This is a genomic window from Isoptericola sp. NPDC057191 (assembly GCF_042670225.1).
Classification (GTDB): Bacteria; Actinomycetota; Actinomycetes; order Actinomycetales; family Cellulomonadaceae; genus Isoptericola.
In genome coordinates, this window is sequence record NZ_JBHUWC010000023.1 from 14,119 (window position 1) to 33,730 (window position 19,612).

The following is a 19,612-nucleotide window of genomic DNA, read 5'->3' on the forward strand; positions in this document are numbered from 1 at the left end:
CTGACCGAGACCGTCAGCCCGCCGCCAGGTCGATCGTGACCTGGCCGTCGGGCTGGCGGTCTTCGTCGTCCGCACGGGACCACTCCCCGTCGGCGCGCGACCAGACCTGGCCGCCGGCGCGGACCTCCTCGGCGCCGGTGACCGAGGCCGTCGCGACCGCCCAGTGGGCGACGGCCCACGTCGCGAGGTCGCTCTCGAGCGGGAGGGTCGTCGCGTCGACGCGCACGGAGCTCTGGTCGTCGCCGGCGGCGCGCAGGGCGTCGCCCGGCAGCCCGAGGTCGCGCGCGGCCCGCTCCGCGAGGACGTCCCGCGCGGCGGCACCGACCGGCGCGTCGCCCTCGTCGACCGCGTGGAGCGTGCAGGTCACGGCGCCGGGGGAGTGCCCGGTCAGGGCGGACGCCCACGCCCGCGAGCGTGTCTCGTGCTGGGCGTACGCCTGCGGGAAGCCGGAGCGCTGCACGGCCTGCGCCGCGTCCGTGACCTCCATGTCCTGGTAGCCCTCGACCTTCACCAGGCCGTCGTAGAACTTCCCCGTCGAGTAGACCGGGTCCATGATCTGGTCGACCGTGCCCCAGCCCTGGGACGGGCGCTGCTGGAAGATGCCGACGGAGTCCCGGTCGCCGTAGTCGATGTTGACGAGCCGCGACTCCTGGAGGGCGGTCGCGAGAGCGATCGTCGCGGCCCTGCCGGGCAGGTCGCGCCGCACGGACGTGCCGACGATCAGCGCCGCGTTCTCCGCCTGGGTGGTGGACAGGTACCAGGACGTGCCGTCGAGCTCGGCCGCGCAGCGCTCGGGCGCGGGCGGGTCGGTCCGGCCGAGGAACCACACGACGCCCGCCGTCGCGCCGACCCCGACGACGAGGACGGCGGCGACGGCGGCGCCGGTCGCCCGCCGCGCCCGGCGTCGTCGGGTCCCGCCCACCGTCAGTTCGCGTGCAGCGCGGCGTTGAGCTCGATGCCCACCCCGCCGCGTTCCAGCACCTCGACCGTGCCGGTGCGCGAGTTGCGGCGGAAGAGCAGGTTGTCGCGCCCGGCGAGGTCGCGCGCCTTCACGACGAGCGGGTCGCCGTCGGCACCCATCTCCCCGAGCACGGTCACCTTCGTCCCGGCGGTGAGGTACAGCCCGGCCTCGACCACGCAGTCGTCGCCGAGCGGGATGCCGAGGCCCGCGTTGGCCCCCAGCAGGGAGCGCTCACCCACGCGGATGACCTCCTTGCCGCCCCCGGACAACGTGCCCATGATCGACGCGCCGCCCCCGACGTCGGACCCGTCGCCCACGACCACCCCGGCGGAGATCCGGCCCTCGACCATGGACGCGCCGAGCGTGCCCGCGTTGAAGTTGACGAAGCCCTCGTGCATGACCGTGGTGCCCGCGGCGAGGTGCGCCCCGAGCCGCACGCGGTCCGCGTCGGCGATCCGCACGCCCGCAGGGACGACGTAGTCGACCATGCGCGGGAACTTGTCGATGCCGAGCACCGTGACCGCGCGGCCGGTGTCGGCGCGCAGCCGCAGGCGCGTGGCCTCGAAGCCCTCCACGGCGCACGGGCCGTGCGACGTCCACACCACGTTGGTCAGCACGCCGAACAGGCCGTCGAGGTTCACGCCGTGCGGCTGGACGAGCCGGTGCGACAGCAGGTGGAGGCGCAGGTAGGCGTCGGCGGTGTCCTGCGGGGCGGCGTCCAGGTCGATGACCGTGCGCACCACCACGACGTCCACCCGGCGGGCGTCGTCGCGCTCGGTGAGGGCGTCGAGCTCCACCGGGATGTCGACGTCGGACTCCGGCGGGGCGCCGAGCACGGGCGCGGGGTACCAGACGTCGAGCGTCGTGCCGTCGTCGGCGACCGTGGCGAGTCCGAGGCCCCAGGCAGGGCGGGAGGAGGCAGGCGTCGTCATGCGACCAGCCTAGTCGGCGGGTCTGCCACGATGGTGCGCGTGACCACGGACCGTACCGCCGCCCCCGCCGACGACCGCGCCCCGCAGCCCGCCCCGCAGCCCGCCGTGCGGCTCGGCACGCTGCTCGACCCCGCGACCGTCGCGTCGTCCGACCTCGTGGACCTCCTCGCCGCCGTGTGCGACGTGCCCTCGGTCTCGGGCGACGAGACCGCGCTCGCCGACGCCGTGGAGCACGTGCTGCGCGCCCAGCCGCACCTGGACGTGCTCCGCGACGGCGACGCCCTCGTGGCGCGCACGCACCTCGGCCGCGAGCGGCGCGTGGTGATCGCCGGGCACCTCGACACCGTGCCCCTCACGGAGCCGGCCAACCTGCCGACCCGGCTCGAGACCGCCCCCGACGGGACCGTCGAGCTGTGGGGCCGAGGCACCGTGGACATGAAGGGCGGGGTGGCGATCGCCCTCGCCCTCGCCGTCGAGCTGGGGCGGCCGGGCACGGAGCCCGTGCACGACGTCACCTACGTCTTCTACGACCACGAGGAGGTCGAGGCGTCCCTCAGCGGGCTCGGGCGCCTCGTGCGGAACCACCCCGAGGCGCTCGCGGGGGACTTCGCCATCCTGGGGGAGTCCAGCAACAACGGCATCGAGGGCGGCTGCAACGGGACGCTGCGCGTCGAGGTGCGCACCCACGGCGTGGCCGCGCACTCCGCCCGGGCGTGGGCGGGGGTCAACGCCATCCACGCGGCGGCCCCGGTGCTCGCCCGCCTCGCCGCCTACGAGGCCCGGGAGGTCGAGGTCGACGGGCTGCTGTACCGCGAGAGCCTGGGTGCGGTGGGCATCCGCGGCGGCATCGCGGGCAACGTCGTGCCCGACGCCTGCACCGTGACGGTCAACTACCGCTTCGCGCCCTCGCGGAGCGTCGCGGAGGCGGAGGCCCACCTGCGGGAGCTCTTCGAGGGGTTCGAGGTCGTCGTCACCGACGCCGCACCGGGCGCGCGCCCCGGCCTGGACGCCCCCCTCGCGGCGGACTTCGCGGCCGCCGTCCAGGGCGCCACGGGGACCGAGCCGCGGCCCAAGTACGGGTGGACGGACGTCGCGAGGTTCGCCGAGCTCGGGATCCCCGCGGTGAACTTCGGCCCGGGCGACCCGGTGCTGGCGCACAAGGACGACGAGCGGCTGCCGGTCGCGCGGCTCGCCGCCGGGCGCGACGCCCTGCGCGCGTGGCTGCTGGGCGCCTAGTCTCGAGGCATGACGCGAGCGACGACCTCTCCCGGCGGCCAGGGCACCGGCCGCGGCGACGACGGGGTGCCCGAGCAGGGCAGCGGCTACCGCAAGGGGCCCGTGCTCCTGCGTGGCACGCAGATCCCCGCCCAGACCACCGACCAGCGACTCCTCTCCGGCGGGGGCGACCCCGACTGGGTGCACTCCGACCCCTGGCGCGTGATGCGCATCCAGTCGGAGTTCGTCGAGGGCTTCGGCGCCCTCGCCGAGGTGGGGCCGGCCGTGTCGGTGTTCGGCTCCGCCCGCACGTCGCGGGAGCACCCCGACTACGCGCAGGCCGTCGAGGTCGGCAGGCTGCTCGCCGAGGCGGGGTACGCCGTGATCACCGGTGGCGGCCCGGGCATCATGGAGGCCGCCAACGCGGGCGCCCAGAAGGCGGGCGGCACCTCGATCGGGCTCGGCATCGAGCTCCCGTTCGAGCAGGGCATGAACGAGCACGTGAACCTCGGCGTCAACTTCCGCTACTTCTTCGCCCGCAAGACGATGTTCGTGAAGTACGCCCAGGGCTTCATCGTGCTGCCCGGCGGGTTCGGCACGTTCGACGAGCTCTTCGAGGCGCTGACGCTGGTCCAGACGCACAAGGTCACCGAGTTCCCGCTCGTCCTCGTCGGCTCCGACTACTGGGGCGGCCTCCTGGAGTGGGTGCGCACCGCGGTCAAGGACCGGGGCATGGTCGGCGCGGCCGACGTCGACCTCATGCACCTCACCGACTCGCCCGCGGAGGCCGTCGAGTACGTCGTGGAGCGGGGCCGCGCCCTCGCCGCGTCGGAGCGCCGGTCGGTGGAGGACCTCGTCGAGGACCAGCAGGACGCGGCGTCGTCCGACGCTTCGTGAGCGAGGCGCCGGCGGGGGTCCCCGCGGCGGGCACCTCGCTGGTGCTGCGCGGACGCGAGGTCGGCCGCGGCGCGGACGGGGCGCTGCGGCCCGTGGTGATGGCGATCGTCAACCGCACCACGGACTCGTTCTACGCCCCGGCGCGCCAGCCCGACGAGGGGGCGGCGCTCGCCGCTGCGCACCAGGCGTGGGAGGACGGCGCGCAGATCCTCGACGTCGGCGGGGTCCGCGCCGGCGTCGGCCCAGAGGTCGACGAGGCGGAGGAGATCGCCCGCGTCGTCCCGTTCGTCGCGCGGCTGCGCGAGCAGGTGCCCGACCTGCTCGTGTCGGTCGACACGTGGCGCGCCGCCGTCGCCCGGGAGGTCGTGGCGGCGGGCGCGGACCTGGTCAACGACACCTGGGCAGGGCACGACCCGGCGCTCGTCGAGGTGGCGGGGGCGGCCGGTGTCGGCGTCGTCTGCTCGCACACCGGGGGCGCGGTGCCGCGCACCGACCCCTACCGCGTCGAGTACCCGCCGGACGCGCGGGCCGGCGGCGACCCCCGCGACGGGGTCCTCGACGACGTCGTCGCGACGCTGCGGGAGGCGGCCGCGCGAGCGGTCGCGTGCGGCGTGCCGCCGCGCTCGGTCCTGGTGGACCCGACGCACGACTTCGGCAAGAACACCTGGCACTCGCTGCACCTCCTGCGTCGCACGGAGGCGCTCGCCGGCCTGGGCTACCCCCTGCTCATGGCTCTCAGCCGCAAGGACTTCGTCGGGGAGACCCTGGGGCTCGGCCCGGACGAACGGCTGGAGGGCACGCTCGCCGCCACCGCCCTCGCCGCGTGGATGGGTGCGAGCGTCTTCCGCACCCACGACGTCGTCGCCACCCGCCGCGTGCTCGACCTGGTCGCCGTCGTGCGCGACGACGCGCCGCCGTACGCGGTGCTGCGTGGGCTGGCCTGACGGCCGACGGTCTCGCCAGTCGACCGCAGGCGTCCGGGGTGTGGAAGTCAGGGGCAGGTTCTGAACTAGAATGGTGGGGCGCGCCTCGGCCCGCCCCCGTCGACCGGCGGGCAGCGGGCAGGGGTAAGGCCGAGGAACCGGACAACGGAATGGAGAGCCACAGATGGCTGCGATGAAGCCGCGGACGGGCGACGGGCCGCTGGAGGTCACCAAGGAAGGACGCGGCATCGTCATGCGGGTCCCGCTCGAGGGGGGCGGCCGTCTGGTCGTGGAGCTGAACGCCACCGAGGCGACCGAGCTGGGCGAGGCGCTCCGGGCCGTCGTCGGCTGACGACGTCGGACGCGACAGACGCGACGAGCGCGAGGCAGGTGCCTCGCGCTCGTCTCTTTTTGTCTCCGGGTCAGTGCAGGTCAGCGCCGCACGGCCAGCAGCAGCCCGTCCCCGGACGGCGCCAGGGCGGAGAGCACCCGGTCGTCGGCACGCAGGGAGCGGCCGACCTCGCGCACGACGGTCGTCACCTCGTCCCGGCGCGCGGGGTCGGGCACGCGCCCCCCGTGCAGGGCGCCGTCGACCGCCAGCACGCCGCCCGGGCGCAGCAGCCGCAGCCCGGCCTCGACGTACTCGGGGTAGGAGTGGGGCTCGGCCCCCACCAGCACGAGGTCGTACGCCCCGTCGGTGAGCCGGGGCAGGACCTCGGCCGGGCGGCCCGGGATCGTCCGGGTGCGGGCCGGCCGGATCCCCGCCTCGGCGAACGCCCGCTTCGCGGCCCGCTGGTGCTCCAGCTCGGCGTCGATGGTCGTCAGCACGCCGTCCGCCGGCATGCCGCGCAGCAGCCAGAGCGCGGCGACGCCCGTGCCGGTGCCCACCTCGACCACGGCCCGGGCGCCGAGCGACGCGGCCACGACCTGCAGGAGGGCGCCCGTGCCGGGCGAGGCGGCGTGGCAGCCCAGCTCGGCCGCACGCTCCCGCGCGCGCAGCAGCACGTCGTCCTCGGGGACGAACGCCTCGCTGTAGGCCCAGGCTGCGGTGCGCCCGCTGCGGGCGTCGACGTCGGTGCTGATGGCGGGTCCTCCACGGCGGGGGTCGCCGACGGTGGCCGGCGCGGGTGATGCTGCCGTGATCGTACGCGGGAACGTCGCGGCGTGCCCGGACGTTGCCGTGGGACGATGGTGATGATGACGACCGACCCCGCTCCCGTGCAGGACGTGCCCGAGGCCCCCGCCGAGGCGGCCCTCGGCGTGCCCGAGGACGCCGCGTGGACGCCCCCCTCGTGGGACGCGATCGTGCGCGAGCACTCGGCGCGCGTCTACCGCCTGGCCTACCGCCTGAGCGGCAACCGGCAGGACGCCGAGGACCTCACCCAGGAGACGTTCCTGCGCGTCTTCCGGTCGCTGTCCAGCTACACGCCGGGCACCTTCGAGGGCTGGCTGCACCGCATCACGACCAACCTCTTCCTCGACCAGGTGCGGCGCCGCAAGCGCATCCGCATGGAGGCCATGGGTGACGACGCGGCCCGGGTCGCGGCGCCGGAGGACCACGGCCGGCCCGAGCGCGGGTTCGAGCACGCGAACCTCGACCACGACGTGCAGGCGGCCCTCGACGCGCTGCGGCCCGAGTACCGTGCGGCCGTCGTCCTGTGCGACATCGAGGGCCTGAGCTACGAGGAGATCGCCGTCACGCTGGGGATCAAGCTCGGCACGGTCCGCTCGCGCATCCACCGGGCCCGCGCGCAGCTCCGCGACGCGCTGGAGCACCGTCGCGCGGAGGTGACGCGGGACGCGGGCGGCGGGGCGGCCTCGTGACGGGCTACGCCGGGGGCGGGCACCTCGGACCGTGGGTGAGCGACCTCGCCGACGGCCAGCTCGACGCCGCGTCCACCGAGAGGGCGCTCGTGCACGTGACCGGCTGCGCGCGGTGCGCCGCCGAGCTCGACGCCGCCCGTGCCGCGCACCGCGCCCTCGCGGGCGCCTGCGACGTCGCGCCCGACCCTGCGCTCACCGACCGCCTCCTCGCGCTGTCCGCCTCGATCCCGTCGACGGCGGGCGACCCGCTGCGCGACCGGCGGTCGTCGACCGGCTGGGAGCGGCCCGCCGCCTGGGCGCCCACGCTCTCCGGCGACCTCGGCGCCCGGCGCCGCCTCCGCACCCGGCGCCTCGTCGCTGCGGGCGCCGGCGGGGTCGGTGTGCTCGGCGTGGCGCTGTTCGTGCTGGGCCAGGCGCCGGTCGTGAGCCCCGACCCGTCGCGCGCCGCGGCGCTCACCCTGCTGGCCGGGGCGGAGGCGGACGGGGACGCCGACGCGGCGGCCGCCGCCGCCAGCACCACGGACGCGCTCGGCTGGCTGCACGAGCACGGGTGGGCCGCGCCCGACGCGCTGCCCGCGGGGTACGCGGTCGACGCGCTGCGCACCGACGGCTGCACGGCCACCGACGGGTCGGCCACCGGGTCGGTGGAGCTGGACCTGTCCGGGCCGGACGGCAACGCCGTCGTGTGCCTGCGCCAGGGTCAGCTGGCCGACCTGGAGACGTCCGCGGGGTCGGGCACGGGCTTCGCCGGGCCGACGGGGGCGCTCGCGGTCGGGGGCCACGACCTGCGCGTGCTGTCGAGCGACCCCTGGCACGTCGCCTGGCAGTCCGGCGACACCGCCGTCGACGTCGCGTCCGACCTGCCCGCCGACGCGCTCGCCGAGCTCGTCGCCGCGTTCCCTGGTTCCGCCGAGGGCGACGACGCCGGCGTGCTGCGCGAGATCTCCCGCGGCTGGACCACGATGACAGGAGCCCTCTGGCGCCGATGACCGAACCGTCCCGCCCCGACGACGACCTGTTCGCCCCGCCCGAGCCGCCGGCGCGCGCCCCCGAGGCCACCCCGCCGGTCGCACGCGTCGCCCCCGCGCTCCCCGCGTCGCCGTTCCCGGCGACCCTGTCGTCCCCGGTCACCTCGGCCGCACCGGCCGAGGCCCCCGGAGCGCCGGGTGAGCCCGCAGCGCGCCCCTCCGCGACCGTCCGCCGGCGTCGTCCGGGCACGGCCGCCGTGGTGGCCCTCGCCCTGCTGACGGGCGCCGTCGGCGGCTTCGCGGGCGCGCGGGTCTCGGACGCGCTCGACGACGGCCGCCCCGCCGACGCGGCGCTGCCCACGTCGGGGACGACCGGATCCGCGACGGGAGCGACCGCGGCGGCGGCACGTCCCGACGGCTCGGTCGCGAAGCTCGCCGCCGAGGTGCTCCCGAGCGTCGTGTCGATCCAGGTGACGGGAGCCGACGGGGTCGCGACCGGGTCCGGGTTCGTGCTGCGCGCTGACGGGTACATCCTCACGAACAACCACGTCGTCGCCGCGGAGGGTGGTGGCGGCGCGACCGTCGTGACGTTCTCCGACGGCCGGGAGCGGGACGCGAAGGTCGTCGGCCGCACGGCGGACTACGACCTCGCCGTGCTCAAGGTGGACGAGGACGGGCTCGACCCGCTCGTGCTCGGGGACTCCGACGAGGTGGTCGTCGGCGACGCCGTGCTCGCCGTGGGCGCCCCGCTCGGCCTGGACTCGACCGTGACCACCGGCATCGTGAGCGCGCTGCACCGCCCGGTGCAGGCGGGGGACGAGACCGGCGGCGCCGCGACCGCGTTCATCGACGCGATCCAGACGGACGCCGCGATCAACCCCGGGAACTCCGGGGGCCCGCTGATCGACGCGGACGGCGAGGTCGTGGGCATCAACTCCGCGATCGCCCAGCCTCCGGGCGCGATGTCGGCGACGGGGAGCATCGGCCTCGGCTTCGCGATCCCGTCGGCCCAGGCCCGGCACACCGCCGAGCAGCTCATCGAGTCCGGGCACGCCACCTACCCGGTGATCGGGGCGCTCCTGGACACCTCGTACACGGGCGAGGGCGTGAAGGTCTCTACCGACCCCCAGCAGGGTCAGGCGGCGGTGACCCCCGACGGGCCCGCGGACCGGGCCGGCATCCGTCCCGGGGACGTGATCCTCTCGGTCGACGGGCGCCCGGTGACGATGAGCGACGCGCTCATCGTCGCCATCCGTGCCCGGCAGCCGGGGGACGCGGTGACCCTGCGCGTCCGCTCCGACGGCGACGAGCGGGACGTGCGCGTCGTGCTCCAGGAGCGGGAGAGCGAGTGACGCTCCGGCCCGCCTGCCGGCGCGACGCCCGGCACCCCGCCGGCGGGCGCTAGGCTGCTCCCGTGTTCGACATCAACGGCGGTGAGCTCCTCATCATCGTGGTGCTCGCCGTCCTGCTCATCGGGCCCGAGCGCCTCCCCGGGTACGCGGCCCAGCTCGCGTCGCTCGTGAAGCGCGGCCGGAGCCTGCTGCGCGACGCGAAGGAACGGGTCGACACGGAGCTGGGGCCGGAGTTCAAGGACGTGGACTGGTCCAAGCTGGACCCCCGGCAGTACGACCCGCGCCGCATCGTGCGCGAGGCCCTGATGGACGACGACGACGACCCGGCCCCCGTCCGGGCGTCCGTCCCGGCCGCGACCGCCGCGGCGGCGCCCGCCGCGGGCGGCTCCGCGACGCCTGCCGCCACGACCACCTCGGAGCAGTCGAGCGTCACCGTGCCCGCGCCGTTCGACGACGAGGCGACCTAGCAGCGACCTAGCAGCGACCTAGGAGCGACCTAGGAGCGACCAGGCCCCGGACCGGTTTCCGGCGGGCCCGGGCGACCTGCCACAATGGACGCCATGCCCGACGTCGCCACCTCATCGTCCCTGGAGCGCGGAGCGTCCGCGCCGGGGCTGCCCCGCATCTTCTCCGGCATGCAGCCGACCGACGGGTCGCTGCACCTCGGGAACTACCTGGGTGCGCTGGCCCAGTGGGTGGCGCTCCAGGAGGGCCACGAGGCGCTGTACTGCGTCGTCGACCTGCACGCCCTGACCGTGAACCCGGACCCGGCGGCGCTGCGCGAGCGCACCCGGCGCACGGCCGCGCAGTACCTCGCCGGCGGCATCGACCCGGAGCGGTCGATCCTGTTCGTGCAGTCGCACGTGGCCGAGCACGCCGAGCTGGCGTGGATCCTGTCCTGCCAGACCGGCTTCGGCGAGGCGGGCCGCATGACCCAGTTCAAGGACAAGTCCGCCAAGCAGGGGTCCGAGGGCACCACCGTCGGGCTGTTCACCTACCCGGTGCTCATGGCCGCGGACATCCTGCTCTACGACACGGCCCTCGTGCCGGTCGGCGAGGACCAGCGCCAGCACCTGGAGCTCACCCGCGACCTGGCGGTGCGGCTGAACACCCGCTTCGGCGAGGGCACCGCCGTCGTCCCCGAGGCGCACATCGTCAAGGCCGTGGCGAAGATCCAGGACCTGCAGGAGCCGACGGCCAAGATGAGCAAGTCGAACGCCGGCGGCAAGGGCGTCGTCTGGCTGCTCGAGGACCCGAAGAAGGCGGTCAAGGCCATCAAGTCGGCCGTCACGGACGCCGACGAGAGCTACGGCGTGCGCTACGACCCGGCCGCCAAGCCCGGCGTCTCCAACCTCCTCACGATCTTCTCGGCCGTCACCGGACGGGGCGTCGACGAGATCGCCGCCGAGTACGACGGCCGTGGCTACGGCTACCTCAAGGTGGACCTGGCCGACGCCGTCGTCGCCTTCCTCGAGCCGTTCCAGGCGCGGGCGCAGACGTACCTGGCGGACCCGGCACAGCTCGACAAGGTGCTGGCCGACGGGGCCGAGCGCGCGCGCGGCATCGCGCGCCCCGTGCTCGACCGGGTCTACGAACGGTTCGGCCTGCTGCCGCGAGGCGCCCGGTGAACCTCCCCGACCGCGGGCCGGCCCAGGTACGGATCGGCGTCGCCATCGCGGTGCCCGAGCCGTACGGCACGCAGCTCCAGGAGGCACGGGCCCGGCTCGGCGACCCCCTGGCGCACGCCATCCCGCCGCACATCACGGTGATCGGCCCCACCGTCGTGGACGAGTCGCTGCTGGACACCGTGTCCGAGCACCTGGAGAAGGTCGCGGAGGAGACGGCCCCGTTCCGCATCCACCTGCGCGGTGCGGGCACGTTCCGTCCGATCTCGCCGGTCGTGTTCGTCGCCCTCGCCGAGGGCATCGCCGAGTGCGAGCAGCTCGAGACCGCCGCGCGGTCGGGCGTGCTGGCGCAGGAGCTGCGGTTCAACTACCACCCGCACGTCACCGTCGCGCACGAGGTGACCGAGGCCGACCTGGACCGCGCCTTCGTCGAGATGGCCGACTTCGACGGCGTGTTCGAGGTCGACCGGCTCTGGCAGTACGAGCACGGCGACGACGGCGTGTGGCGCCCGCAGCGGTCGTTCCGGCTCGCGGGTGGGCCTGCCGCTCCTTGAGGGCAGCCGCTCGGTAGTGTCGCCCTCGTGAACGACCGACTCGAGCGCGTCAGGGAGCGGTCCCTGACCGTCTACGAGTGGTTCAGGAGCCTGCGGCCCGTCCGGTCCTGGTACTGGTACGTCGACCGCCGCGGCGCCCTGTTGTGCGGCGGCATCGCCTACACCGCGATCTTCTCCCTCTTCGCCGCGCTGACCATCGGGTTCACGGTGTTCTCCCGCACCCTCGCCGACCGGCCGGAGCTGCAGGAAGCCGTCTTCAAGCAGATCAACACCTGGCTGCCCGGCCTGATCCGGTCGGACGCGAACCCGGACGGCATCGTCGCGCCCAGCGACCTCCTGCTGCCGTCGGTCATCAACCCGGCCACCATCGTCGCCGCCGTGGTGTTCCTCTGGACGGCGATCGGTTTCATGCGGGCCCTGCGGCGGTCGGTGCGGTCGATGTTCGACCTGCCCGTCGTGGGCGTCAGCCCCGTGCTGTCCAAGATCTGGGAGCTGCTCGGCTTCGTCATCCTCGGCGGGATGATCGTCGCGTCCGCCGCGGCGAGCATCGTCTCGCAGACCGTCAGCCGGCGCGTCGAGGACCTCTTCGGCAGCAGCTTCCTCGTGGCGCAGCTCACCGCCCTGGGGACGGCCGCCGTGGGGGTGGCGCTGGACGCGCTGCTCGTCTACCTCATCGTCCGCGTCGTCGCGCGGGTCCAGCCCCGCAAACGGCGGGACTTCCTGCTGGGCTGCCTCGCGGCCGGGGTGGTCGCGGGCGCGCTGCGCTGGCTCGGCACCTCCGTCGTGGCGGCGGGCGCCTCGAAGAACGCGCTGCTGGCCGCGTTCGCCGGGCTCGTGACCGTGCTGGTGCTGGTCAACTTCGTCGCCCGGGTGCTGCTGCTGGTGTGCGCGTGGGTCTACGACCCGCCGCGGCTGGACGAGATCGCCTACGCGGAGGCGGAGGTCGCCGCGAGGCGGGACGCCGCGGAGATCGACCGCGTCGTGCGGCGCGGGCAGGGCTCCGGAAAGCCGTGGAGCCCCGTCGTACGCGGGGTACGACGGGGCTCCTACGCCTTGCGGGCGTCCAGCGTCAGAACGCGCGGGTGATCATCGCGCGCTTGACCTCCTGGATCGCCTTGGTGACCTCGATGCCGCGCGGGCAGGCCTCGGTGCAGTTGAAGGTCGTGCGGCAGCGCCAGACGCCCTCCTTGTCGTTGAGGATCTCCAGGCGCTGCGTGCCACCCTCGTCGCGGCTGTCGAAGATGAAGCGGTGCGCGTTGACGATGGCGGCGGGGCCGAAGTACTGGCCGTCCGTCCAGAAGACGGGGCACGACGACGTGCACGCGGCGCACAGGATGCACTTGGTGGTGTCGTCGAAGCGGGCGCGGTCCTCGGGGGACTGGATCCGCTCGCGGCTGGGCTCATTCCCCGACGTGATGAGGAACGGCATGATCTCGCGGTAGGACGCGAAGAACGGCTCCATGTCGACCACGAGGTCCTTCACCACGGGCAGCCCCTTGATGGGCTCCACGGTGATCGGCTTGTCGGGGTTGATGTCCTTGAGGAGCGTCTTGCAGGCGAGCCGGTTGCGGCCGTTGATGCGCATGGCGTCGGAACCGCAGACGCCGTGGGCGCAGGAGCGCCGGAAGGTCAGCGACCCGTCCTGCTCCCACTTGATCTTGTGCAGGGCGTCCAGCACGCGGTCGGTGCCGTGCACCTGGACGGTGAAGTCGTCCCAGGTCGACTCCTCGCCGTGCACCGACTCGGGGTTGTACCGCCGGATGCGGAGCGTGACCTCGAAGCTGGGGACGGCGCCGGCCTGGGGCTCGGACGACGGGGCAGCGGGGTTCTCGAGAACAGCAGTCATCAGTACTTCCGCTCCATGGGCTCGTACCGGGTCTGGATGACGGGCTTGGACCCCAGGACGACCTTGTAGTCCCCGAAGTCCTCGACGTGGTCGAAGTAGCCCGGGACGTGGCCGTCGCCGGCGTCGGGGGCCGACGTCGGGCGGCGGTACGCCATCGTGTGCAGCATGTAGTTCGCGTCGTCGCGGGCCGGGAAGTCCTCGCGGTAGTGCCCGCCGCGCGACTCCTTGCGGTTGAGGGCGGCGACGACGGTCACCTCGGCGATGTCCAGCAGGAAGCCGAGCTCGATCGCCTCGAGCAGGTCCGTGTTGAACAGCTTGCCCTTGTCCTGGACGGACACGTTCCGGTACCGCTTCTGGAGGTCGCGGATCGTGGCGAGCGCCTCGTTCAGGGAGTCGCCGGTGCGGAACACCTGGGCGTTCGCGTCCATCGTCTCCTGCAGCGCCTGGCGGACGTCCGCCACGCGCTCGCCGTCGGGACGGTCGCGCATCTCGGCGAGCTGCGCCTCCACGCGGGCGGCCGGGCTCTCGGGGAGCTCGGCGTGCTGCGCGACGGTCTTCGCGTACGCGGCCGCCGAACGGCCGGCGCGCTTGCCGAACACGTTGATGTCCAGCAGCGAGTTGGTGCCGAGACGGTTGGAGCCGTGCACGGAGACGCACGCGACCTCGCCCGCGGCGTAGAGGCCCTTGACCACGTTGTGGCTGTCGCGGAGCACCTCGCCCTGGATGTTGGTCGGCACCCCGCCCATCGCGTAGTGCGCCGTCGGGTACACGGGCACCGGCTCGGTGTACGGCTCGATGCCGAGGTAGGTGCGCGCGAACTCCGTGATGTCCGGGAGCTTCGCGTCGATGTGCGCGGGCTCCAGGTGCGTCAGGTCGAGCAGCACGTAGTCCTTGTTCGGGCCGGCTCCGCGGCCCTCGCGCACCTCGTTGGCCATCGACCGGGCGACGATGTCGCGCGGGGCGAGGTCCTTGATGGTGGGGGCGTAGCGCTCCATGAAGCGCTCGCCGTCCGAGTTGCGCAGGATGCCGCCCTCGCCGCGGGCCGCCTCCGACAGGAGGATGCCGAGGCCCGCCAGGCCTGTCGGGTGGAACTGGAAGAACTCCATGTCCTCCAGCGGCAGCCCCCGGCGGTAGGCCAGGGCCATGCCGTCACCCGTGAGGGTGTGCGCGTTGGACGTCGTCTTGAAGATCTTGCCCGCGCCGCCCGTGGCGAAGATGATCGCCTTCGCCTGGAAGACGTGGATCTCGCCGCTGGCCAGGTCGTAGGCGACGACGCCGGTCGCGTTGACCTCGGCGCCGTCCTCGATCTGCTCCGTGGTGAGGTCGTGGTCCGTCAGGAGGTCGAGGACGTAGAACTCGTTGAAGAACTCCACCTGCTGCTTCACGCAGTTCTGGTAGAGCGTCTGCAGGATCATGTGGCCGGTGCGGTCCGCGGCGTAGCAGGCGCGGCGCACCGCGGCCTGGCCGTGCTCACGGGTGTGCCCGCCGAACCGGCGCTGGTCGATCCGGCCTTCCGGGGTCCGGTTGAAGGGCAGGCCCATCTTCTCCAGGTCGAGGACCGAGTCGATGGCCTCCTTCGCGAGGATCTCCGCGGCGTCCTGGTCGACCAGGTAGTCACCGCCCTTGACGGTGTCGAAGGTGTGCCACTCCCAGTTGTCCTCCTCGACGTTCGCGAGGGCGGCGGCCATGCCGCCCTGGGCGGCGCCGGTGTGGGAGCGGGTGGGGTAGAGCTTCGAGATGACGGCGGTGCGGGCCTCGCCGGAGGCCTCGAGCGCCGCGCGCATGCCGGCGCCGCCTGCGCCGACGATGACGACGTCGTACTGGTGTGTCTGCATCGGGGGAGCCAGTCCTTAGTTCGCGGAACAGATCGACGGCAGGAGGTTCGCCGGCGCGTCCGGCGGGCACGGGTTGAACGTGAAGATCACGAGGGTGCCGAGGATGACGACGATCGTGAACGCCAGGTACAGCAGCGCCTTGAGCACGCCGCGCGTCGAGTCGCGCTGGGCGTAGTCGTTGATGATCGTGCGCACGCCGTTGGTGCCGTGGATCATCGCGAGCCACAGCATCAGCAGGTCCCAGACCTGCCAGAACGGGGAGGACCACTTGCCGCCGACGAAGGCGAAGTCGATCGCGTGCACGCCGTCGCCCACCATGAGGTTGACGAACAGGTGCCCGAAGACGAGGACGAGCAGCACGACGCCCGACGCCCGCATGAACACCCAGCTGTACAGCTCGTAGTTGCCGCGGGTGGTCTTGCGACGCGCGTACGGTGACCGCGGGGCGGCGATCGCGGACGGGGTCTGGGTCTGAGCCATCAGTGCCCACCTCCGAAGACGTTCATCAGGTGCCGCGGCAGGAAGCCGGCCATCGTCACGACGAACAGGCCGACGACGACCCAGAGCATGGCCTTCTGGTACTTCGGGCCCTTGGCCCAGAAGTCGACGAGGATCACGCGGACGCCGTTGAACGCGTGGAAGACGATCGCGGCCACGAGGCCCGCCTCCCCGAGTCCCATGATCGGGGTCTGGTACGTGCCGATGACGGCGTTGTAGGCCTCGGGCGAGACCCGGACGAGCGCCGTGTCCAGGATGTGCACGAGAAGGAAGAAGAAGATGAGCACGCCGGTCACGCGGTGCGCGACCCAGGACCACATGCCTTCACGGCCGCGGTAGAGCGTGCCAGCAGGTGCTGTAGGCACGGGGGGAGCCTCCGTTGGCGGATTCTGTGTGGATTCCGTTCACGGTCACTGTAATGACATCCGGTCGGCTCGTGGCACACCAGGTCCGGCAAACCGGGACGCCCCGGGGCGTTTCGTGACCCATCCCACAGGGTTGACGTCGCCCAGGGCTCCGTCGTCAGCACGCGTCACTATGCTGCGGACATGACTACCCGACCCGTCCCCGGGTTCTTCGCCGTGGTCCCGGCGGGGGGCGCGGGCACCCGCCTGTGGCCCCTGTCCAGGGCAGGCGCCCCCAAGTTCCTGCACGACCTCACGGGTGCCGGCCGCACCCTGCTGCAGGGCACGGTGGACCGGCTGGAGCCGCTGGCCGGCGCCGGCGGGGTGGTGCTCGTCACCGGTGAGCAGCACGTGGACGCGGCGCGCGCGCAGCTGCCCGGGCTCGGCGACGACGCCGTGCTGGCGGAGCCGTCGCCCCGCGACTCCATGGCCGCCATCGGCCTGGCGGCGGCCGTGCTCGAGCGACGGCACGGGGACGTCGTCGTCGGCTCGTTCGCGGCCGACCAGGTCGTGTCCGGCGCGTCGTCCTTCGACGCCGCCGTCCGGGAGGCCGTCGCGGCCGCGCGCGCGGGCTACGTCGCGACGATCGGGATCGCGGCGTCGCGCCCCTCGACAGCGTTCGGCTACGTCCGCAGCGGGGACCCGCTCGGCGTCGACGGCGCGCCCAGCGCCCTGCACGCGCGCGGCTTCACGGAGAAGCCCGACGCCGCGACCGCACGCACCTACGTGGCGTCCGGCGAGTACCGCTGGAACGCCGGGATCTTCGTCGCGCGCTCCTCGGTGCTCCTGGGCCACCTCGCCCGGCTGCGTCCCGCCCTGCACGACGGGCTGCGCACGGTCGCCGAGGCGTGGGACACCCCGCGCCGCGCCGAGGTGGTCGCCGAGGTGTGGCCGGGCCTGGAGAAGATCGCGATCGACCACGCGGTGGCCGAGCCCGTCGCCGCGGAGGGCGGCGTGGCGGTCGTGCCCGGCACGTTCGGCTGGGACGACGTCGGGGACTTCAACTCGCTCGCCGCCCTCCTGCCGTCGGACGACGACGGCGGGTCCAAGGTGCTCGGCGACCCCGGCGACGTGGTGCGCGTGCAGTCGGCCGGCTCGGTGGTCGTGCCCCACGGCGACCGCGTGGTCGCGCTGCTCGGGATCGACGACGTCGTCGTGGTGGACACCCCGGACGCCCTGCTGGTGACGACACGGGCGCGCGCGCAGCAGGTCAAGGACATGGTCGACGCGATGCGCGTGCACGGCCGCGAGGACGTCCTGTGAGCGCCGACGCGGGCCGCCGGCTCGACGAGGTCGTCGCGGCGCTGGAGCAGGAGCTCGTCGAGATCCGTCGTGACGTGCACGCCCACCCGGAGCTGGGGCGCCAGGAGGTGCGCACCACGGCCCTCGTGGCCGACCGGCTCCGCGCCGCCGGGCTTCAGCCGCGGCTGCTCGAGGGCACCGGGCTCCTCTGCGACATCGGCCCCGACCGCACCGCGGACGGGCGCGGCCGCGTGGCCGTGCGCGCGGACATCGACGCGCTGCCGCTCGAGGACTCCTGCGGGCTGCCGTTCCGCTCCGTGGTGGCGGGCGTCGCCCACGCGTGCGGCCACGACGTCCACACGACCGTCGTCCTGGGGGCGGGCCTGGCGCTCGCGGCGCTCCACGACGAGGGCCTGCTCGAGCGTGGTGTCCGCCTCGTGTTCCAGCCGGCCGAGGAGCTGATGCCCGGCGGTGCGCACGACGTCGTCGCCCAGGGCGCGCTCGACGGCGTCGACCGCATCGCGGCGGTGCACTGCGAGCCCAAGCTGGACGTCGGGCAGGTCGGCACCCGCATCGGCCCGATCACCTCGGCCTCGGACAGCGTCACGGTGACCCTGTCGTCGTCGGGCGGCCACACCTCGCGCCCGCACCTCACGGGCGACGTCGTGTACGCCCTCGGGCAGGTCATCACGCAGGTCCCGGCGGTGCTGGGCCGCCGGCTGGACCCGCGCTCGGGGGTGAACCTCACGTGGGGCGCCGTGCACGCGGGCAACGTGCACAACGCGATCCCCGCGACGGGCACGGTGAGCGGCACGCTGCGCTGCCTCGACGTGCGCGCGTGGGAGCGCGCCGGGCAGGTGCTGCACGACGCGGTGGGTCAGGTCGTGGCGCCGTACGAGGTGGACGTCACCGTGCGGCACGCGCGCGGCGTCCCGCCGGTGGACAACGACGCGGCGGTGACCGGTGCGCTCGAGGTGGCCGGCGCGGCCGTGCTCGGGCCCGAGGGCGTGGTGCTCACGGAGCAGTCGCTCGGGGGCGAGGACTTCGCGTGGTACCTCACCAAGGTGCCCGGGGCGATGGCGCGGCTCGGCACCGCCACGCCGGGTGAGCGGCGCTACGACATCCACCAGGGCGACCTCGTCGTGGACGAGCGGGCGATCGCTCTCGGGGCCCGTCTGCTGGGACGTTTCGCGTTGCAGCCCTGAGGCACCGGAAAGTTGCCGGTGCGTTCCGGGGACGTGCCGCGTCGATACCGCTTCGGTAACGACTCCTGCAGGTTCGCCGCTCACGGTTCTCCGGGCGGTCACCGGTGGCTAGGCTCACCTCGGTGACGGGCCGGACGATCCTGGCCCGACGAACGATCGACAGGAGCAACAGGTGAAGAGAGCGATCCAGCTCGCCGCTGTCGCCGGTGTCGCCGCGCTCGCGCTGGCGGCCTGTGCCGAGGCGCCCGAGGAGTCCGGCGGCGGCGACAGCAGCGCCGCCACCGCGGTGGAGGGCTTCAAGCCGTGCATCGTCTCGGACCAGGGTGGGTTCGACGACAAGAGCTTCAACCAGCTGAGCTTCGAGGGCGCGACCGCTGCGGCCGACGAGTTCGGCATGAAGCTCACGTCCGTCCAGTCGCAGTCGGAGAGCGACTTCAAGCCGAACGTCGAGTCGCTCGTCGGGCAGGACTGCAGCCCGATCGTCTCGGTCGGGTTCGCGTTGTCGGCCGCCACGATCGAGTCCGCGAAGGCGAACGCGGAGACCGAGTACGTCATCATCGACGACGCGGCGGACGCGGACTTCGACGGCAAGACGGACGCCCCGAACATCAAGCCGCTGCTCTACGACACCGCGCAGGCCGCGTTCCTGGCCGGCTACCTGTCGGCGGGCTACTCGGAGACGGGCAAGGTCGGCACGTTCGGCGGCCAGCCGTACCCGACCGTGACCATCTTCATGGACGGCTTCAAGCAGGGCGTCGAGTACTACAACGAGACCAAGGACGCCAAGGTCGAGGTCGTCGGCTTCAACGGTGGCGAGGACGGCTCGTTCACGGGCGGCTTCGAGGCCAACGAGACGGCGAAGACCACCGCGCAGAACATCATCGACCAGGGCGTCGACGTGCTGCTGCCGGTCGGTGGCCCGATCTACCAGTCCGCGATCGCCGCGATCCAGGACTCGGGCAAGGACATCGCGCTCATCGGCGTCGACGCCGACCTCTTCGAGTCCGACCCGTCCACGCAGGACTACGTGCTCACGTCGATCCTCAAGAAGATGGACGTGTCCACCAAGGAAGCGGTCGTGGCCGCGGGCAAGGGCGAGTTCGACGCGACGCCCTACGTCGGCACGCTCGAGAACGAGGGCGTGGGCATCGCCCCGCTGCACAGCTTCGAGGACAAGGTCGACCCCGCCCTGATGGACGAGGTCAAGGACCTGCAGCAGAAGATCATCGACGGCGACGTGACGGTCAAGTCCTACCTCTCCGGCCAGGAGTGACCGCCGGTACGACACCACGATGACGCTCGTGCGCGGGCCCGCGGGAACACCCCGGGGG

At 73.6% G+C, this 19,612-nt stretch carries 21 protein-coding genes; 14 read left to right on the forward strand and 7 right to left on the reverse strand.

Features of this window, described 5'->3' with window-relative positions; all coding sequences use genetic code 11:
- Nucleotides 1–13: 13 nt before the first annotated feature.
- Both ACFT55_RS05640 and dapD read right to left on the reverse strand, forming a co-directional pair.
- Nucleotides 14–922 carry a hypothetical protein gene (locus ACFT55_RS05640; RefSeq protein WP_380242427.1) on the reverse strand — a complete coding sequence of 303 codons (909 nt, stop codon included), beginning with the start codon at nt 920–922 and terminating at the stop codon, nt 14–16.
- Between the two features lie 2 nt (nt 923–924).
- The gene (dapD, locus tag ACFT55_RS05645) at nt 925–1,893 is read right to left on the reverse strand and encodes a 2,3,4,5-tetrahydropyridine-2,6-dicarboxylate N-succinyltransferase (RefSeq protein WP_380242429.1); all 969 of its coding nucleotides are present in this window, start codon (nt 1,891–1,893) and stop codon (nt 925–927) included.
- A 30-nt stretch (nt 1,894–1,923) separates the two neighbouring features.
- Between dapD and dapE the strand changes: the two genes are divergently transcribed.
- From dapE to ACFT55_RS05665, 4 genes are all read left to right on the forward strand, one after another.
- Complete coding sequence (gene dapE, locus ACFT55_RS05650) at nt 1,924–3,129, forward strand: succinyl-diaminopimelate desuccinylase (RefSeq protein ID WP_380242431.1); 1,206 nt, start codon at nt 1,924–1,926, stop codon at nt 3,127–3,129.
- Nucleotides 3,130–3,138: 9 nt separating this feature from the next.
- Complete coding sequence (locus ACFT55_RS05655; protein WP_380242433.1) at nt 3,139–4,005, forward strand: TIGR00730 family Rossman fold protein; 867 nt, start codon at nt 3,139–3,141, stop codon at nt 4,003–4,005.
- Nucleotides 4,002–4,949: a dihydropteroate synthase gene (gene folP, locus ACFT55_RS05660; protein ID WP_380242435.1), complete on the forward strand. Its 948-nt coding sequence runs from the start codon at nt 4,002–4,004 to the stop codon at nt 4,947–4,949. The genes ACFT55_RS05655 and folP overlap by 4 nt, the downstream gene beginning before the upstream one ends.
- 163 nt (nt 4,950–5,112) lie before the next feature.
- Nucleotides 5,113–5,280, forward strand: a complete 168-nt coding sequence (locus tag ACFT55_RS05665; RefSeq protein ID WP_380242437.1) for a DUF3117 domain-containing protein — start codon at nt 5,113–5,115, stop codon at nt 5,278–5,280.
- 80 nt (nt 5,281–5,360) lie between these two features.
- Here ACFT55_RS05665 and ACFT55_RS05670 read toward each other — a convergent pair whose 3' ends face one another.
- On the reverse strand, nt 5,361–5,933 hold the full coding sequence (locus ACFT55_RS05670; protein ID WP_380242439.1) for an O-methyltransferase: 573 nt from the start codon (nt 5,931–5,933) through the stop codon (nt 5,361–5,363).
- Between the two features lie 192 nt (nt 5,934–6,125).
- Here ACFT55_RS05670 and sigE point away from each other — a divergent pair, with 192 nt between their 5' ends.
- The 7 genes from sigE to ACFT55_RS05705 all read left to right on the forward strand — a co-directional run bounded on the left by sigE (nt 6,126) and on the right by ACFT55_RS05705 (nt 12,337).
- Nucleotides 6,126–6,752: an RNA polymerase sigma factor SigE gene (gene sigE, locus ACFT55_RS05675; RefSeq protein ID WP_380242441.1), complete on the forward strand. Its 627-nt coding sequence runs from the start codon at nt 6,126–6,128 to the stop codon at nt 6,750–6,752.
- A 35-nt stretch (nt 6,753–6,787) separates the two neighbouring features.
- Nucleotides 6,788–7,741, forward strand: a complete 954-nt coding sequence (locus ACFT55_RS05680; protein WP_380242443.1) for a zf-HC2 domain-containing protein — start codon at nt 6,788–6,790, stop codon at nt 7,739–7,741.
- The gene (locus tag ACFT55_RS05685) at nt 7,738–9,072 is read left to right on the forward strand and encodes a S1C family serine protease (protein ID WP_380242446.1); all 1,335 of its coding nucleotides are present in this window, start codon (nt 7,738–7,740) and stop codon (nt 9,070–9,072) included. Before ACFT55_RS05680 ends, ACFT55_RS05685 begins: the two co-directional genes overlap by 4 nt.
- Before the next feature lie 62 nt (nt 9,073–9,134).
- Complete coding sequence (locus tag ACFT55_RS05690; RefSeq protein ID WP_380242448.1) at nt 9,135–9,539, forward strand: Sec-independent protein translocase TatB; 405 nt, start codon at nt 9,135–9,137, stop codon at nt 9,537–9,539.
- 93 nt (nt 9,540–9,632) lie between these two features.
- Complete coding sequence (gene trpS, locus ACFT55_RS05695; RefSeq protein ID WP_380242450.1) at nt 9,633–10,700, forward strand: tryptophan--tRNA ligase; 1,068 nt, start codon at nt 9,633–9,635, stop codon at nt 10,698–10,700.
- A complete protein-coding gene (locus ACFT55_RS05700; protein WP_380242452.1) occupies nt 10,697–11,251 on the forward strand; it encodes a 2'-5' RNA ligase family protein in 555 nt (184 codons plus the stop codon). The genes trpS and ACFT55_RS05700 overlap by 4 nt, the downstream gene beginning before the upstream one ends.
- 27 nt (nt 11,252–11,278) lie before the next feature.
- Nucleotides 11,279–12,337 (forward strand): YihY/virulence factor BrkB family protein, encoded by a 1,059-nt coding sequence (locus ACFT55_RS05705; RefSeq protein ID WP_380242454.1) that lies wholly within the window; start codon nt 11,279–11,281, stop codon nt 12,335–12,337.
- Here the strand turns inward: ACFT55_RS05705 and ACFT55_RS05710 are convergent.
- Genes ACFT55_RS05710 through sdhC form a run of 4 tightly spaced genes read right to left on the reverse strand, consistent with a single transcriptional unit; the run spans nt 12,321 to nt 15,795 of the window.
- A complete protein-coding gene (locus tag ACFT55_RS05710) occupies nt 12,321–13,097 on the reverse strand; it encodes a succinate dehydrogenase iron-sulfur subunit (RefSeq protein WP_380242456.1) in 777 nt (258 codons plus the stop codon). The genes ACFT55_RS05705 and ACFT55_RS05710 overlap by 17 nt on opposite strands.
- Nucleotides 13,097–14,932, reverse strand: coding sequence for a succinate dehydrogenase flavoprotein subunit (gene sdhA / locus ACFT55_RS05715; RefSeq protein ID WP_380242458.1), 1,836 nt, complete (start codon nt 14,930–14,932; stop codon nt 13,097–13,099). Before sdhA ends, ACFT55_RS05710 begins: the two co-directional genes overlap by 1 nt.
- 15 nt (nt 14,933–14,947) lie before the next feature.
- Nucleotides 14,948–15,412 (reverse strand): succinate dehydrogenase hydrophobic membrane anchor subunit, encoded by a 465-nt coding sequence (locus ACFT55_RS05720; RefSeq protein WP_380242460.1) that lies wholly within the window; start codon nt 15,410–15,412, stop codon nt 14,948–14,950.
- Nucleotides 15,412–15,795, reverse strand: coding sequence for a succinate dehydrogenase, cytochrome b556 subunit (sdhC, locus tag ACFT55_RS05725; RefSeq protein ID WP_380242462.1), 384 nt, complete (start codon nt 15,793–15,795; stop codon nt 15,412–15,414). Before sdhC ends, ACFT55_RS05720 begins: the two co-directional genes overlap by 1 nt.
- A 183-nt stretch (nt 15,796–15,978) precedes the next feature.
- Here sdhC and ACFT55_RS05730 point away from each other — a divergent pair, with 183 nt between their 5' ends.
- From ACFT55_RS05730 to ACFT55_RS05740, 3 genes are all read left to right on the forward strand, one after another.
- Nucleotides 15,979–17,097 carry a mannose-1-phosphate guanylyltransferase gene (locus ACFT55_RS05730; protein WP_380242464.1) on the forward strand — a complete coding sequence of 373 codons (1,119 nt, stop codon included), beginning with the start codon at nt 15,979–15,981 and terminating at the stop codon, nt 17,095–17,097.
- Nucleotides 17,094–18,281: an amidohydrolase gene (locus ACFT55_RS05735; RefSeq protein ID WP_380242466.1), complete on the forward strand. Its 1,188-nt coding sequence runs from the start codon at nt 17,094–17,096 to the stop codon at nt 18,279–18,281. The genes ACFT55_RS05730 and ACFT55_RS05735 overlap by 4 nt, the downstream gene beginning before the upstream one ends.
- 172 nt (nt 18,282–18,453) lie before the next feature.
- Nucleotides 18,454–19,554: a BMP family protein gene (locus tag ACFT55_RS05740; RefSeq protein ID WP_380242468.1), complete on the forward strand. Its 1,101-nt coding sequence runs from the start codon at nt 18,454–18,456 to the stop codon at nt 19,552–19,554.
- The last annotated feature ends 58 nt before the right edge of the window (nt 19,555–19,612 follow it).

What these genes read in the sequence shown, in the direction of transcription:
- dapD (WP_380242429.1), bottom strand. Translation starts at nt 1,893, where the DNA reads ATGACGACGCCTGCCTCCTCCCGCCCTGCCTGGGGCCTCGGACTCGCC.
- dapE (WP_380242431.1), top strand. Translation starts at nt 1,924, where the DNA reads ATGGTGCGCGTGACCACGGACCGTACCGCCGCCCCCGCCGACGACCGC.
- ACFT55_RS05655 (WP_380242433.1), top strand. Translation starts at nt 3,139, where the DNA reads ATGACGCGAGCGACGACCTCTCCCGGCGGCCAGGGCACCGGCCGCGGC.
- ACFT55_RS05665 (WP_380242437.1), top strand. Translation starts at nt 5,113, where the DNA reads ATGGCTGCGATGAAGCCGCGGACGGGCGACGGGCCGCTGGAGGTCACC.
- sigE (WP_380242441.1), top strand. Translation starts at nt 6,126, where the DNA reads ATGACGACCGACCCCGCTCCCGTGCAGGACGTGCCCGAGGCCCCCGCC.
- ACFT55_RS05685 (WP_380242446.1), top strand. Translation starts at nt 7,738, where the DNA reads ATGACCGAACCGTCCCGCCCCGACGACGACCTGTTCGCCCCGCCCGAG.
- trpS (WP_380242450.1), top strand. Translation starts at nt 9,633, where the DNA reads ATGCCCGACGTCGCCACCTCATCGTCCCTGGAGCGCGGAGCGTCCGCG.
- ACFT55_RS05710 (WP_380242456.1), bottom strand. Translation starts at nt 13,097, where the DNA reads ATGACTGCTGTTCTCGAGAACCCCGCTGCCCCGTCGTCCGAGCCCCAG.
- sdhA (WP_380242458.1), bottom strand. Translation starts at nt 14,932, where the DNA reads ATGCAGACACACCAGTACGACGTCGTCATCGTCGGCGCAGGCGGCGCC.
- ACFT55_RS05720 (WP_380242460.1), bottom strand. Translation starts at nt 15,412, where the DNA reads ATGGCTCAGACCCAGACCCCGTCCGCGATCGCCGCCCCGCGGTCACCG.
- ACFT55_RS05730 (WP_380242464.1), top strand. Translation starts at nt 15,979, where the DNA reads ATGACTACCCGACCCGTCCCCGGGTTCTTCGCCGTGGTCCCGGCGGGG.